Origin of the sequence: Microbacterium sp. M28, assembly GCF_025836995.1 — a bacterium.
Classification (GTDB): Bacteria; Actinomycetota; Actinomycetes; order Actinomycetales; family Microbacteriaceae; genus Microbacterium.
Map to the genome: position 1 here is coordinate 2,982,512 of NZ_CP107546.1, position 13,757 is coordinate 2,996,268.

Below are 13,757 nucleotides of genomic sequence, written 5' to 3' on the forward strand. Positions count from 1 at the left end.
GGGGTCATCCTTTCACCGCGCCCGCCATGATGCCACTGACCAGCTGCTTGCCCGCCACCACGAAGAGGATGAGCAGGGGCAGGGTCGCGAGCACCGCGCCGGCGAGCACGATCGAGTAGTCGACGTAGTATCCGGACTGCAGCTGGCTGAGCGCGGTCTGGAGGGTCGGGTTGGCGGGCGAGAGCACGATCAGCGGCCACAGGTAGTCGGTCCATGCCGTCATGAACGTGAACAGACCGAGGATCGCCATGGCCGGACGGGCGGCGGGAAGTCCGACCGTGAGGAAGGTGCGGAACTGGTTCGCGCCGTCCATGCGGGCGGCCTCGATGAGCTCGTCCGGGATGACGTCGACGAGGTACTGCCGCATGAAGAAGACGCCGAACGCCGTGACCAGGGTCGGCACGATGACCGCACCGATCGAGCCCGTCCATCCGAGCTCGCGCATCAGCATGAACAGCGGGATGATGCCCAGCTGGGTCGGGATCGCCATGGTTGCGATGACGAACACCATCAGCCCGTCTCGACCCTTGAAGCGCAGCTTGGCGAACGCGTAGCCGGCGAGGGTCGAGAAGGTGACGACCGAGATCGTGATGATCGTCGAGATGATCACGGAGTTGCCCAGCGCCAGCCAGAACGGGATGGCGTCGAACACCTTCGCGGCGTTCGCGAAGAAGTTGCCCCCAGGGATCATCGGCAGAGTCTCGCCACGAGTGGAGTTGTCTCCGGATGCGACGACCACCGACCACCACAGCGGGTAGACGCTGCCGATGATGAAGGCCGCGAGCAGCCCGTAGGTGAGGAACCCGGGGCGGCTTCCGATGCCGGCGGTGCCCGTGCTCGTTCCCCGGCGGCGGCCGATGCGCTCCGGCACGCTCATGGCCTGCGTGGCGGTCATCGGGCGTCCTCCTTGGTGAGGGTCGTGCGTGCAGCGCGGCGAGCGGCGCGATTGCGCTTGGGCGCATCGCCGGACGCGATTCCGCGCGAGACGAGGAAGTTGATCACGCCGATGCCGACGATCAGCACGAACAGCAGGATGGCCACGGCGGATGCCTCGCCGAGGTCGCGGCGGAAGAACGCCAACTCCCACAGGAACAGCACGGTGGTCTGGAACTGCCGGTCGCTGCCGCCGATGCCGCCGGCGGTGGAGACGTCGAACAGGCGGGGCTCCGCGAAGATCTGCAGCCCACCGATCGTCGCCGTGATGATGACGAAGATCAACGTCGGCCGGATGGTGGGGATCGTGATGGAGAAGAACCGGCGGGCGGCGCCCGCACCGTCGAGTGCAGCCGACTCGTACAGGTCGCGCGGCACGGCCTGCATGGCCGCGAGCAGGATGAGGGCGTTGTAACCGGTCCAGCGGAAGTTCACCATGATGGCGATCGCGAGGTGCGACAGGAAGGTGTCGTGCTTCCACTGCTGGTCGGCGATGCCGATGAGGTTCAGCAGGTTGTTCGCGAGCCCGTCCGCCTCGTTGAACACACTGGAGAAGATGATGGCGACGGCGACAGGGGTGACGACGAACGGGATGAGGATGCTCATCCGCCAGAACGTGGGGGCCCGCAGACCTCGGTCGAGCAGGTAGGCGACCACGAGCGCGATGCACAGCTGCGGGATCGCGGAGAGCAGGAAGATGCTCAGGGTGTTGAAGATCGAGTTCCAGAACATCGCGTCGCCGAGGATCTCGGTGAAGTTGTCCAGGCCGACGAACGGACCCTCGCCCTTGAGCAGGTCCCACTCGTGCACGGCGACGTACACGGTGTAGATCAGCGGGAACAGGCCGATCAGACCGAACAGCAGGAAGAACGGTGAGACGTACAGGTACGGCGACGCGTTCTGGTCGAACCGCGAGACGCGGTGGCGCCAGGGGCGGCGAGGTGCGGCGGACCGAGCGGATGCCTCGGCGACGCGCTCCTCCGGCGGAGCGGTGAGGGTCATGGTCTTTCCCGTCTGGGGCGAGCGGACGTGGTTCCGGTCGCAGTCCCTGTCGTTCGGGCGGAGCCGAGGCGGCAGGAACTGCGACCGGAGTGAGGGGAATCGGTCAGTCGACCAGTTCGTTCAGCAGCGACAGCGCCTCATCCCAGGCGCCCTGCGTGTCGGTCTCGCCGCGGTCGAGCGCGCTCAGCGCAGGGCCGAAGACGTTCTCCTGGATGACCGAGTCATCCGGACCCTTGAACTGGGCGACGACGCCCTTCGCACGCTCGGCGAGGATGGCTCCGGTCGGAGCGGAGTTGAAGAACTCGTTCGGCGTCGCGTCGGCCGCGAGGGTCTCCTGCGCTTCGAGCGTCGACGGGAAGTTGCCCGCGGCGGTGGACTGCTTGACCTGCTGCTCGGGCTGCGTCAGCCAGTCGGCGAGCTCTGCGGCCGCCTCCTTGTGCTCCGAGCTCTCCGGGATGGACAGCCAGGCGCCACCCCAGTTCGCCGCTCCGCCGGGGAAGACGTCGGCGAAGTCCCAGCCGGTGGATGCGTCGCCGCCGCCGGCCTCGACCTGACCCTGGACGACGCCCAGCATCCAGCCGGGGCAGACGAAGGTCGCGAAGGTGCCGTCGACGAACGACTTGCCGCCGTTCCAGTCCCATGCGGCCTGCGCGGCGGACTGGCCGCCCTCGGTGGCCGCGCCGAGCAGCTCGAAGCGCTCCTTGAGCAGGTCGTTGCCCTCGACGTTCAGTTCACCGTCGGCGGTGTAGTAACCCTCGTCGAGCTGGTTGACCATGGAGTTCCAGACGAAGCCGGAGTGGTCGTACCAGGCCTTGCCGGTCTTGTCGGTGTACTCCTGGCCGACCGCGAAGTAGTTCTCCCAGTCGCCGTTGAGAAGCTCGGCGACCGACTCGCGGTCGCTCGGGAGGCCGGCGGCCTCGAATGCGGCGCCGTTGTAGCAGATGCCGCTGGGCCCGATGTCGGTGCCGTAGCCGATCACGCGGCCCTCGGCATCCGTCGCCTGCTCGTACTTCCAGTCGACCCAGTCGCCCTTGCGTTCCTCGATGCCGTAGTCCTTCAGGTCGACGAACGTGTCGGAGACCTCCATGACGGCGCCGAGCCACCCTTCCTCGATCGCGACGATGTCGCTGAGGCCGGAGCCGGCGGCGATCTTGGTGAAGGCGTCGGTGCGGGCGTTGCCGCCGGTGTCGATGTTGGTCGCCTCGATGGTCACGTTCGGGTGCAGGTCCTCGTACTCCTTGTACAGGTCCTCGTAGCCGAAGGTGCCGAAGGTGGTGATGGTCAGCGTGACCTTCTCGTCCGAGCTCCCCTCGGCGGGTTCATTGCTTCCGGAGCAGCCGGCGAGAGCCAGTGCTGCGACGGAGGCGACGGATGCGGTGACCAGCATCCTGCGCGTGGCGCGTGCGTTCACGGTGTCACTCCTTTGTGCGGAATCTGTTGCAGTGGTGTGGTGCTTCGGGATGCCGTGGGAGCGCTCCCACGATCTGAGCAGTCAGACTATGGGAGCGCTCCCACGGATGTCAAGCCCGTTCGCCGCCGCGGTCCCCGGAGGTCTCCGCTGCCCTCCCACAGCGACGGAGGATACCCTTGGGCGGTGCCCTCCTCCCCCGCTCTTTCCCCCGCCCTCGCCCGCGCCGAGTCGCTGATCCGCAGCATCCCGGACTACCCCGAGCCAGGCATCGTCTTCCGCGACATCACCCCGCTGCTGGCGGATGCCGAGGCGCTGCGTGCGACGACCGACGCGATCCTCGAGCCGTTCGCCGGGCAGTTCGACGTCGTCGCGGGCATCGAGGCGCGCGGATTCCTCCTCGCCGGTGCTGCGGCGATCGCCGCAGGCACGGGGCTCATCCCGATCCGCAAGGCGGGCAAGCTCCCGCGCCCCGCCGCATCCATCGACTACGCGCTCGAGTACGGCACCGCCACGATCGAGATGCACGACGATCTTCCCGTCGGATCCCGCGTGCTGCTGATCGACGACGTGCTCGCCACCGGTGGGACGCTCGCGGCGGGCCGCCAGCTCGTCGAGCGACTGGGCAGTCATGTCGCCGGCATCTCGGTGCTCTTCGAGATCGACGGCCTCGGCGGTCGCGAGGCGATCGGCGAGCTGCACACGGTGTTCCACTCCTGACCCGACTGCCCGTCGCACAGGTACCGTGGGAGCATGCAGCAGCGCACCATCGGACGCACCGGCCGTGATGTCTCCGCCATCGGCCTCGGAACCTGGCAGCTCGGCGCCGACTGGGGCGCCGTGGACGAGGGCGATGCGCGTGCCGTGCTCGACACATCGGTCGCGCACGGCGTCACACTCTTCGACACCGCTGACGTGTACGGCGACGGACGCAGCGAGTCGATCATCGGGCGCTATCTCGGCGAGCGCCAGGATCATGGGATCACGGTGGCCACGAAGATGGGCCGGCGCGCCGAGCAGGCAGCGAGCAACTACACCCTCGAGAACTTCCGGGAATGGACCGCACGCAGCCGCCGCAATCTCGGCGTCGACACGCTCGACCTCGTGCAGCTGCACTGCCCGCCGAGTGCGGTCATCGCCTCCGACCGGACCTACGACGACCTCGACCGGCTGATCGACGAAGGCGCGATCTCGGCCTACGGCGTCTCGGTCGAGACCTGCGAACAGGCTCTCGCGGCGATCGCACGCCCGAACGTGACGAACGTGCAGATCATCCTCAATCCGTTCCGCCTGAAGCCGCTGGACGAGGTTCTCCCAGCCGCCGCCGAAGCCGGCGTCGCGATCTTCGCCCGAGTGCCGCTCGCCTCCGGGCTGCTGAGCGGCACGTACTCCAGCGCGACGAGCTTCGCGGCCGATGACCGCCGCTCCTACAACCGGCACGGCGAGGCGTTCGATCGCGGCGAGACGTTCTCGGGCATCGACTACGAGGTCGGCCTGCGTGCGGCAGGCGAGCTCGCCGCCTCGTTGCCGGAGGGTGTTCCGCTCGCTGCGGCATCCCTCGCCTGGGTCGCGAGCCGCGCCGGCGTCACCAGCGTCATCCCCGGTGCACGCCGCCCCTCGCAGGCCGAGGGCAATGCCGGGGCCGCCGCACTTCTCGACGATGCGGAGTTCCTCGAGCACTTCGACTCCGCCGTGCGCGACGTGTACGACCGGATGCTCCGGGCCGCGATCCACCCGCAGTGGTGACCGCTGACGCGCGAGGGCCGATCGGAGCCCGGGAAGGCCAGTAGACTGGCCGTGCCCGCCTTCCCGCGACTTCCGGAGCCTCGAATGCCCACCATCGTCGTCGACGTCATGCCCAAGTCCGAACTGCTCGACCCGCAGGGGAAGGCCGTCTCCGGAGCATTCGCCCGCATCGGAGTCGAGGGCTTCAGCGATGTCCGCATCGGCAAGCGCTTCGAGCTCACGGTCGAGGGCGAGGTCACGGACGAACTGCTCGCCGAGGCCAAGCGCGTGGCCGAGGACGTGCTCTCCAACGCGGTGATCGAGGACGTCGTCGGCATCGAGGTCGTCGAATGAGCATCCGGATCGGGGTCGTCACGTTCCCCGGTTCGCTGGACGACCGCGACGCGCAGCGCGCCGTGCGTCTCGCCGGCGCGGAGCCGGTCGCGCTGTGGCACGGCTCGCACGACCTCGAGGGCGTGGACGCCCTCGTCCTGCCCGGCGGGTTCAGCTACGGCGACTACCTGCGCTCGGGCGCGATCGCGGCGCTGTCGCCGATCATGACCGAGGTCAAGCATGCCGCGGCGAAGGGCCTCCCCGTGCTCGGCATCTGCAACGGCTTCCAGATGCTCGTCGAGGCGCACCTGCTGCCCGGCGGCCTGATCCGCAACGACCACCAGCACTTCGTCCGCCGCGACCAGAAGCTGACGGTCGAGAACTCCGACACCGCCTGGACCAACGCGTTCCGCACGGGGCAGGAGATCGTGATCCCGCTGAAGAACGGCGAGGGCGGCTACATCGCCTCCGAGGAGACGCTGGACCGTCTCGAGGGCGAAGGGCTCGTCGCGTTCCGCTACGCGGGCGTGAACCCGAACGGTTCGCTGCGCGACATCGCCGGCGTCACGAACGAGGCCGGGAACGTCGTCGGCCTCATGCCGCACCCCGAGCACGCCACCGAGCCCGGCTTTGGACCCGACACGGCAGCAGCCATGCGCAGCGGCATCGACGGACTGGACTTCTTCACGAGCGCGATCGCCGCGGTCGCCCGCGTCGCCGCGTAGGGAGCCCCGACTGTTCGTCGAGCCAGGACGAGGGACGGCGAGGGTCGGCTGCGGTCTCAGCCGAGCGCCGGTGGCCAGACGCCGATGATGAGCGCCATCACGGCGACCGTGACCAGTTCGTGCGCGATGTTCAGCGTCGTGAGGCGAGTCGGACGGCCCTCGAACGCGTCGTGCGTGATGAACCGCGCACCGGTGAACCCGCCCCACAGCATGATCGCGGTCACGAACGTCGCCGAGAAGAACGAGCCCTGGTAGAAGTGCCAGGCGATCGCGGCGGCGCCGGCCAGCACCCAGGCGGTGCCGAAGCTCACGAGCACGGTCGTGACCATCGGCCACAGCGCACCGCGTGACGGGTTCTCCAGGTCGACGTCCGCGAGCTTCGCCCAGCGTCGCCCGAACACGTTCGGCGCGTACCAGATCGCACCGACGATCATGCTCGACACCGTCGCCAGCAGCACGGCCCAGTAGTTGATCTCGGGAATCATCGCGGCATCCTCATCTCGAAGTGTGACTCCGACGCTACTCCGCGCGACGGCCGCGGGGATAGGCTCGAACGCGTGAGTCTCGTCGTCGCCGTTCCCACCGCCCGCATCGCCGAAGACATCGCGCCCGTCCCGGCGGGGGTGGAGGTGCACGTCTGGGACATGCAGTCGGACGCCCCGCGCGATCGCTTCGACATCGTCGTGCCTCCGTACATGAACGCCGGCGAGGTGCTCACTGCTCTGGACGGCGTGGACGTCGACCTGCTCCAGGGGCAGATGATCGGCTACGAGGGCATCATCGACAAGATCCCGGCCGGCATCCGCTTCGCGAACGCGGCGACCGTGCACGAGACGGCGACCGGCGAGCAGGCCCTCGCGCTCACGCTGGCCGCACAGCGGCACATCCCGGAGTTCGTCCGCTCCCAGGACCGCGGCGCATGGGAGCGGCTGTGGTCGCCCGGCCTCGCCGACCGCCGCGTCCTGCTGGTCGGCTTCGGCGGCGTCGGTCAGGCCGTGGCCGACCGTCTCGTCGGCTTCGAGGTCGACCTCACCGTCGTCGCACGCAGCGCACGGACGATCGAGCACGACCGCCTCGGCACCGTCGACGTGCACGCGATCGACGAGCTGCCCGCGCTGCTGCCGCAGGCCGAGATCGTGATCCTGGGCCTCCCCTACACTCCCGAGACCCGGCACCTCATCGATGACGCCGCACTGGCCGCGCTGCCCGATGGTGCGCTCATTGTGAACGTCGGACGCGGCGCCCTCGTCGACACCGACGCGCTGGTGGACCATGTGCGGCGCGGCCGCATCCGCGCGGCTCTCGACGTCGTCGACCCCGAGCCTCTGCCCGACGGACATCCGCTGTGGAGCCTCCCCGGCGTCCTGATCGCCCCGCACGTCGGCGGATCGTCCGACGCCATGCACCCTCGCATCGCGCGCGTCATCCGCACGCAGATCGAGCGGATGCTGACCGGAGAAGCGCCGATCAACCTCGTGCGCGAGGCCTGAACACCGTTCGACGCCGATGCTCGCGGAACTGTAAGCGCTTGCAGTAGGCTCGTCGCATGACTCAGCTTGAACAGTCCGCCGCACCCGGTGCCGAGTGGTGGCGCAGCGCCGTGATCTACCAGATCTACCCGCGATCCTTCGCGGATGCCTCCGGTGACGGCATCGGCGACCTCCCCGGCATCACGAGCCGCCTCGAGTCCCTCAAGGAACTCGGCATCGACGCCATCTGGCTGAGCCCGTTCATGACCTCTCCGCAGAAGGATGCCGGCTACGACGTCGCCGACTACCGCGACGTCGACCCGATCTTCGGCACCCTCGCCGACTTCGACACGATGCTCGCCGAGGCGCACGCCCGCGGCATCCGGGTCATCGTCGACCTGGTCCCGAACCACTCGTCCGACCAGCACGTCTGGTTCCAACAGGCACTGAAGGCGGCGCCGGGGAGCCCCGAGCGCGCCCGCTACGTCTTCCGCGACGGCCGCGGCGAGAACGGCGAGCTGCCCCCGAACAACTGGGAGAGCGTCTTCGGCGGCGGCATGTGGGAGCGCATCACCGAGCCGGACGGCACGCCCGGCCAGTGGTACCTGCACATCTTCGACCCGACCCAGCCGGACTTCGACTGGACGAACGAGGAGGTCAAGGAGGAGTTCCGCTCGATCCTGCGCTTCTGGCTCGACCGCGGCGTCGACGGCTTCCGCGTCGACGTCGCGCACGGCATGGCCAAGCAGGCCGGACTCCCGGACTACGCTCCGGTCCCCGACGCCGACTCCATGGGCGGCGGCGAGGAGAACGTGCCGTACTGGGGTCAGGACGAGGTCCACGACATCTACCGCGACTGGCACCAGGTCCTCGCGGAGTACGACGGCGACCGCGCCCTGTGCGGCGAGGCCTGGCTGCCGACGCTGAAGAAGACGGCGCTCTGGGTGCGCCCGGACGAGATGCACCAGACGTTCAACTTCCCTTACCTGATGACGCCGTGGGACGCGAAGCGACTCGGCTCCGTCATCCGCGAGTCGCTCGAGGAGTTCGGCAAGGTCGGCGCCCCCAGCACCTGGGTGCTCTCGAACCACGACGTCGTCCGCCACGCGACCCGCCTCGCCCTCACGGCGGAGAACCCGCAGGGCGAAGGCATCGGCCCGCTGACGCCGAACAAGCCGGACACCGCGATCGGCCTCGCCCGTGGACGCGCGGCGACCACGCTCATGCTGTCGCTGCCCGGCTCGTCGTACCTGTACCAGGGCGAAGAACTCGGCCTGCCCGAGGCCACCGAGATCCCCGACGAGTTCCGTCAGGATCCCACCTGGTTCCGCACCGAGGGCAAGCGCTACGGCCGCGACGGATGCCGCGTTCCGCTGCCGTGGGAGGCCGACGCCCCCGCGTTCGGCTTCAACGACACGGGCGCCTCCTGGCTGCCGCAGCCCGGTGAGTGGACGGCGTACGCCCGCGACGCCGAGGAGAAGGATCCGACGTCGACGCTCGCGCTGTACAAGCAGCTGCTTCGTCTGCGCCGGGAGCACGACCTCGGTTCCGGATCCCTGGTCTGGGAGGATCTCGGAGCGGATGCCGTGGCCTTCCGCCGCGGTGACATCCACGTCGTGGCGAACCTCGGCGCAGAGCCCGTCGAGCTGCCTGCCGGCGCGACGTTCCTGGTGCAGAGCCAGCCGTTCGAGGGCACGAGCCTCCCGGCCGACACCGCCGCCTGGTACACGCTGTCCTGACGCATCGAGAAACCACTCACCGCGCGAGAAACCACTTCCGAGATGGTTTCTCGCGCGGGAGATGGTTTCTCGCCTGAGAGGAATGCACGATGACGAGCATCGACGAGGTCGCGAAGCTGGCCGGAGTCTCCACGGCCACGGTCTCGCGCGCGCTGAGCGGCCGCGGACACGTGTCGGCGGCATCCCGCGAGCGCGTGCTGTCTGCCGCGAACAAGCTCGGCTACGTGGTGTCCTCGCGCGCGTCGTCGCTGGCCTCGGGGCGCACGCGCAACGTCGGCGTGGTCGTGCCGTTCCTCGACCGCTGGTTCTTCAGCACGGTGCTGTCCGGTGTCTCCAGCGCGCTCATGCGGCAGGGCTACGACATCACGCTCTACAACATCACCGCTGACCGCGACGTGCGCCGCGAGGTGTTCGCGACCGCTCTGCGCCGTCAGCGGGTCGACGCGATCATCGCCGTCTCGATCGAGCTCGACGAGGACGAGACGAGCCAGCTGCTCAGTCTCGGCCTGCCCGTCATCGCGATCGGCGGCCCCAACCCGCGGCTCGACACCCTCACGGTCGATGATGTCGCGGTGGCCGAGCTCGCCACGCGGCACCTGCTGAGCCTCGGACACCGCGACATCGCGCACATCGGCGCGAACCCCGAGTTCGACCTCGACTTCCACATCCCCACCCAGCGTCGTCAGGGATTCGAGAAGGCACTGGCGGATGCCGGCATCCCGCTGAACCCCGCGTATCTGGAGCCGGCCGACTTCACCGTCGAGGGCGGCTACCGCGCGGCGAAGCAGCTGCTCGGACGCCCAGGCCCTCGACCGACCGCGGTGTTCGCGGCATCCGACGAGATGGCGATCGGGGCGATCCTCGCCGCGCGCGACCTGGGCTTCCGCGTCCCGGAGGATCTGTCGATCGTCGGCATCGACGGCCACGAACTCGGAGAGTTCTTCCGTCTGTCGACCGTCGACCAGTTCCCGATCGGGCAGGGCGAACTCGCCGCGGCTGCGGTGCTCGCGAAGCTCGAGGATGCCGCGCCCGCCGCCTCCCACGGAGCACTGCCGTACGAACTGATCGTGCGCGGAACGACCGCCCGGATCTGATCAGCGGGATATCGGCATCCCGGCCCGCCGCTGGCACTGGGACCCGTGAGACCGCCATACTGGCCCGATGGACGCTCTGAACGACTTCGTGCTCTCCGCGGGCGACACCCTCTGGACCTGGATCGTGCTTCCGGTGCTGGTGGTCCTCGGGATCTACTTCACGCTGCGCTCCGGCGTCGTGCAGTTCCGGATGATCCCCGAGATGTTCCGGACGCTGACCGACCGCACACCGCGCGATGCGGACGGCGAGCCGCAATCGGTCTCGGCTTTCCAGGCGTTCACGATCTCCGCGGCGTCCCGCGTCGGCGTCGGTAACATCGCCGGTGTCGGCACCGCGATCGCGATCGGCGGCCCTGGGGCGATCTTCTGGATGTGGACGATGGCGTTCGTCGGCGGCGCATCCAGCTTCATCGAGTCGACGCTCGGCCAGGCGTACAAGGTGCGCGACAAGGACGGCTTCCGCGGCGGACCGGCGTACTACATGCAGCACGGCCTGAAGGCGCGCTGGATGGGCATCCTGTTCGCCGTGATCCTCATCGTCTGCTTCCCGTTCGCGTTCAGCTCGCTGCAGGCCAACACCATCAGCGCGACCGTCTCGTCGAGCTTCGGCGGCGAGATCGGCTGGATCCCCTGGGTCGTCGGCATCGCACTCGCCGTACTGACCGCCCTCGTCGTCTTCGGCGGCGTCCGCCGCATCGCGAGCGTCACGCAGGCCGTCGTCCCGGCGATGGCGCTGCTGTACCTGCTCGTGGGGCTCGTCATCGTGGGCATGAACATCGAACGCCTGCCGGAGGTGTTCGCCTCGATCTACACGCAGGCGTTCGGCTTCAACGAGATCCTCGGGGCGACGCTCGGCACGATCATCATGACCGGCGTCAAGCGCGGCATGTTCTCGAACGAGGCCGGACTCGGATCAGCCCCGAACGCCGGCGCGACGGCGGCGGTGACGCACCCGGTCAAGCAGGGTCTGGTGCAGACGCTCGGCGTCTACTTCGACACGTTCCTGGTGTGCTCGATCACGGCCTTCATCATCCTCGTCTCCACGCCCGATCTCGCGGGCGCCGGCAAGGGCATCGAACTGACGCAGGGGGCGATCGTGAGCAACCTGGGCTCCTGGTCGAACGTCCTGTTGAGCGTGATCATCTTCCTTCTCGCGTTCAGCTCGATCCTCGGCAACTACTACTACGGCGAGTCGAACATCGAGTTCATCACCACGAGCCGGGTCGCGCTGACCACGTACCGCTCGCTCGTCGTCGTCGTGATCTTCGTCGGCTCGATCGCCTCCGCCGACCTGATCTGGAACACGGCCGACGGGATCATGGGCCTCATGGCGCTCGTGAACCTCGTCGCCATCGCACTGCTCTCCGGGGTGGCGTTCAAGCTGCTGCGCGACTATTCGCAGCAGCGCAAGGCGGGTCTGGATCCGGTCTTCACCCGCGCCAGGATGCCGGAGCTGACCGGCATCCAGTGCTGGGAGGACGAGCTGTCGGTGACCGGGCCGATCGATCTGCCCGCGAAGCGGCGCTGACGGCGTCGATCAGGCGCGCAGCGCGTCGGCCGCGGCCTCCAGCGCGGGCGCGACGATGCGGAAGTAGGCCCAGCGCCCGCGCTGTTCGCGCGTGACGAGCCCGGCGTCCGCGAGCAGCTTCATATGGTGCGAGACGGTTCCCTGCGTCAGTCCGACCGGTTCGATCAGGTCGCAGATGCAGGCCTCGCCGCCTGCGCTCGTCGCGATCAGCGACAGCAGACGCACGCGGGTCGGGTCGCCCAGCGCCTTGAAGACGCGGGCGACGTCCTCGGCCTCGTCGGCCGACAGCGCATCAGCGACGCGCGGGATGCAGCAGGTGCCGGCGTCGATCGTCGCGGGGAGGGTCATATCTCCAGTCTTTCACGTATTGACATACTTCGATAGGTGCGCGACAGTCTCCATATTGAAGATTCTCAATGCGAGGAGTTGTGATGACCGAGCTGCCCGTCGCCATCATCGGAGCAGGCCCGCAGGGTCTCGCCGCCGCAGCGCACCTGACCGAACGCGGGCTGCCCGTCGTCGTCGTCGAACGCGGCGACGGACCGGGCGCCGCTGTCTCCGAGTGGGGTCATGTCCGCCTGTTCTCGGCATGGCCGGAGCTGACGGATGCCGCGGCACGGCGCCTGCTCGAGCCGATGGGCTGGAGCGCACCAACGTCGGGCTATCCGACCGGCGCGGAGTGGGTGAACGAGTACCTCGCCCCGCTCGCGGAGGCTCTCGGCGATCGCATCACCTACGGCGCGACCGTGACCGGCATTTCGCGCCAGGGCCGCGACAAGGTCGTCGACGGCGGTCGCCGGAGCCAGCCGTTCGTGTTGCACATCCGTGACGCCGAGGGCAGCGAGAGCCGATTGAGCGCCCGCGCCGTGATCGACGCGAGCGGCACGTGGAGCCTCCCGAATCCCGCCGGCGCAGATGGCATCCCCGCACTCGGCGAGGCCGCGGCATCCGAGCGGATCTCGTACCGCATCCCCGACGACGTGTCCGAGCTCGCCGGTTCGCACGTGGTCGTCGTCGGCGCCGGACACTCCGCGGCCCACACCGCGCTTCGGCTGGGCGAACTGGCCAGGCGGTCGCCGGACACGCAGGTCACGTGGCTGCTGCGTCGCGGCAGCGCGATGAACGTCTTCGGCGGTGGGGCCGCTGATGAGCTTCCGGAGCGTGCGGCACTCGGATCCCGCGCCCGCAAGATGATCGACGAGGGTTTGGGGAACCTGGTGACGGGATTCCGCGTTGCGGAGTTCCGTGCGGACCGCGACGATCTGACGATCGTCGCCGAGGACGGGCGGGACGTCGCAGAGGTGTCGCAGGTGTTCGCGCTCACCGGATTCCGCCCCGACACGCAGATGCTGCGGGAACTGCGGATCGCTCTCGACCCCGCGCTGGAGGCCGTCGCCGGAATCGCCGCCGAGATCGATCCCAACATCCACTCCTGTGGGACAGTCGCGGCCACCGGTGCAGCCCAGCTGACCCAGCCCGAACCAGGCGTGTTCATCGTGGGCTCAAAGAGCTACGGCCGCGCTCCCACGTTCCTCGCCCTCACCGGTTACGAGCAGGTGCGCAGTGTGGCCGCCCACCTCGCGGGCGACCTCGAAGCGGCGGCACGCAATGAGCTCGCCCTGCCGGAGACCGGCGTCTGCGGCGGTTCGGGCGACTTCGGCGACGACGGCGGATGCTGTGCCGCACCCGCCACGGTCTCGCTGCAGACCGATGGGCGACCGCTGCTGGGCATCCTGTCCTGATCGCCGCTCGGTTGCCCACTGTATTGATTTCTGTCAATATAGACAACGATCAATACAGG

At 68.7% G+C, this 13,757-nt stretch carries 14 protein-coding genes; 9 read left to right on the forward strand and 5 right to left on the reverse strand.

Features of this window, described 5'->3' with window-relative positions; translation table 11 throughout:
• Positions 1–4: 4 nt before the first annotated feature.
• The 3 genes from OED01_RS14405 to OED01_RS14415 form a co-directional block, all read right to left on the reverse strand.
• Positions 5–895: a carbohydrate ABC transporter permease gene (locus OED01_RS14405; RefSeq protein ID WP_413231589.1), complete on the reverse strand. Its 891-nt coding sequence runs from the start codon at positions 893–895 to the stop codon at positions 5–7.
• Positions 892–1,935, reverse strand: coding sequence for a carbohydrate ABC transporter permease (locus tag OED01_RS14410; protein WP_264155971.1), 1,044 nt, complete (start codon positions 1,933–1,935; stop codon positions 892–894). The genes OED01_RS14405 and OED01_RS14410 overlap by 4 nt, the downstream gene beginning before the upstream one ends.
• Before the next feature lie 103 nt (positions 1,936–2,038).
• Entirely contained in the window at positions 2,039–3,346 is a 1,308-nt protein-coding gene (locus OED01_RS14415) for an ABC transporter substrate-binding protein (protein WP_264155972.1), read from the reverse strand.
• Positions 3,347–3,529: 183 nt separating this feature from the next.
• Between OED01_RS14415 and OED01_RS14420 the strand changes: the two genes are divergently transcribed.
• The 4 genes from OED01_RS14420 (at position 3,530) to purQ (ending at position 6,126) form a co-directional block, all read left to right on the forward strand.
• Positions 3,530–4,063, forward strand: coding sequence for an adenine phosphoribosyltransferase (locus tag OED01_RS14420; protein ID WP_264155973.1), 534 nt, complete (start codon positions 3,530–3,532; stop codon positions 4,061–4,063).
• Between the two features lie 33 nt (positions 4,064–4,096).
• Positions 4,097–5,089, forward strand: a complete 993-nt coding sequence (locus OED01_RS14425; RefSeq protein ID WP_264155974.1) for an aldo/keto reductase — start codon at positions 4,097–4,099, stop codon at positions 5,087–5,089.
• Positions 5,090–5,173: 84 nt separating this feature from the next.
• A complete protein-coding gene (purS, locus tag OED01_RS14430; RefSeq protein ID WP_264155975.1) occupies positions 5,174–5,422 on the forward strand; it encodes a phosphoribosylformylglycinamidine synthase subunit PurS in 249 nt (82 codons plus the stop codon).
• A 2-nt stretch (positions 5,423–5,424) separates the two neighbouring features.
• On the forward strand, positions 5,425–6,126 hold the full coding sequence (gene purQ, locus OED01_RS14435) for a phosphoribosylformylglycinamidine synthase subunit PurQ (protein ID WP_264157981.1): 702 nt from the start codon (positions 5,425–5,427) through the stop codon (positions 6,124–6,126).
• A 56-nt stretch (positions 6,127–6,182) separates the two neighbouring features.
• Here purQ and OED01_RS14440 read toward each other — a convergent pair whose 3' ends face one another.
• Positions 6,183–6,611 (reverse strand): DUF1761 domain-containing protein, encoded by a 429-nt coding sequence (locus OED01_RS14440; protein ID WP_264155976.1) that lies wholly within the window; start codon positions 6,609–6,611, stop codon positions 6,183–6,185.
• Positions 6,612–6,683: 72 nt separating this feature from the next.
• On the opposite strand from OED01_RS14440, the gene OED01_RS14445 reads away from it, so the two are divergent.
• The 4 genes from OED01_RS14445 (at position 6,684) to OED01_RS14460 (ending at position 11,956) form a co-directional block, all read left to right on the forward strand.
• Entirely contained in the window at positions 6,684–7,616 is a 933-nt protein-coding gene (locus OED01_RS14445) for a 2-hydroxyacid dehydrogenase (protein WP_264155977.1), read from the forward strand.
• Between the two features lie 56 nt (positions 7,617–7,672).
• The gene (locus tag OED01_RS14450; protein ID WP_264155978.1) at positions 7,673–9,334 is read left to right on the forward strand and encodes a glycoside hydrolase family 13 protein; all 1,662 of its coding nucleotides are present in this window, start codon (positions 7,673–7,675) and stop codon (positions 9,332–9,334) included.
• Positions 9,335–9,423: 89 nt separating this feature from the next.
• A complete protein-coding gene (locus tag OED01_RS14455) occupies positions 9,424–10,428 on the forward strand; it encodes a LacI family DNA-binding transcriptional regulator (protein ID WP_264155979.1) in 1,005 nt (334 codons plus the stop codon).
• A 67-nt stretch (positions 10,429–10,495) separates the two neighbouring features.
• Entirely contained in the window at positions 10,496–11,956 is a 1,461-nt protein-coding gene (locus tag OED01_RS14460; RefSeq protein ID WP_264155980.1) for an alanine/glycine:cation symporter family protein, read from the forward strand.
• Between the two features lie 9 nt (positions 11,957–11,965).
• Here the strand turns inward: OED01_RS14460 and OED01_RS14465 are convergent, their stop codons facing one another.
• Positions 11,966–12,304: an ArsR/SmtB family transcription factor gene (locus tag OED01_RS14465; protein ID WP_264155981.1), complete on the reverse strand. Its 339-nt coding sequence runs from the start codon at positions 12,302–12,304 to the stop codon at positions 11,966–11,968.
• Positions 12,305–12,387: 83 nt separating this feature from the next.
• On the opposite strand from OED01_RS14465, the gene OED01_RS14470 reads away from it, so the two are divergent.
• Complete coding sequence (locus OED01_RS14470) at positions 12,388–13,698, forward strand: lysine N(6)-hydroxylase/L-ornithine N(5)-oxygenase family protein (protein WP_264155982.1); 1,311 nt, start codon at positions 12,388–12,390, stop codon at positions 13,696–13,698.
• Positions 13,699–13,757: the final 59 nt, after the last annotated feature.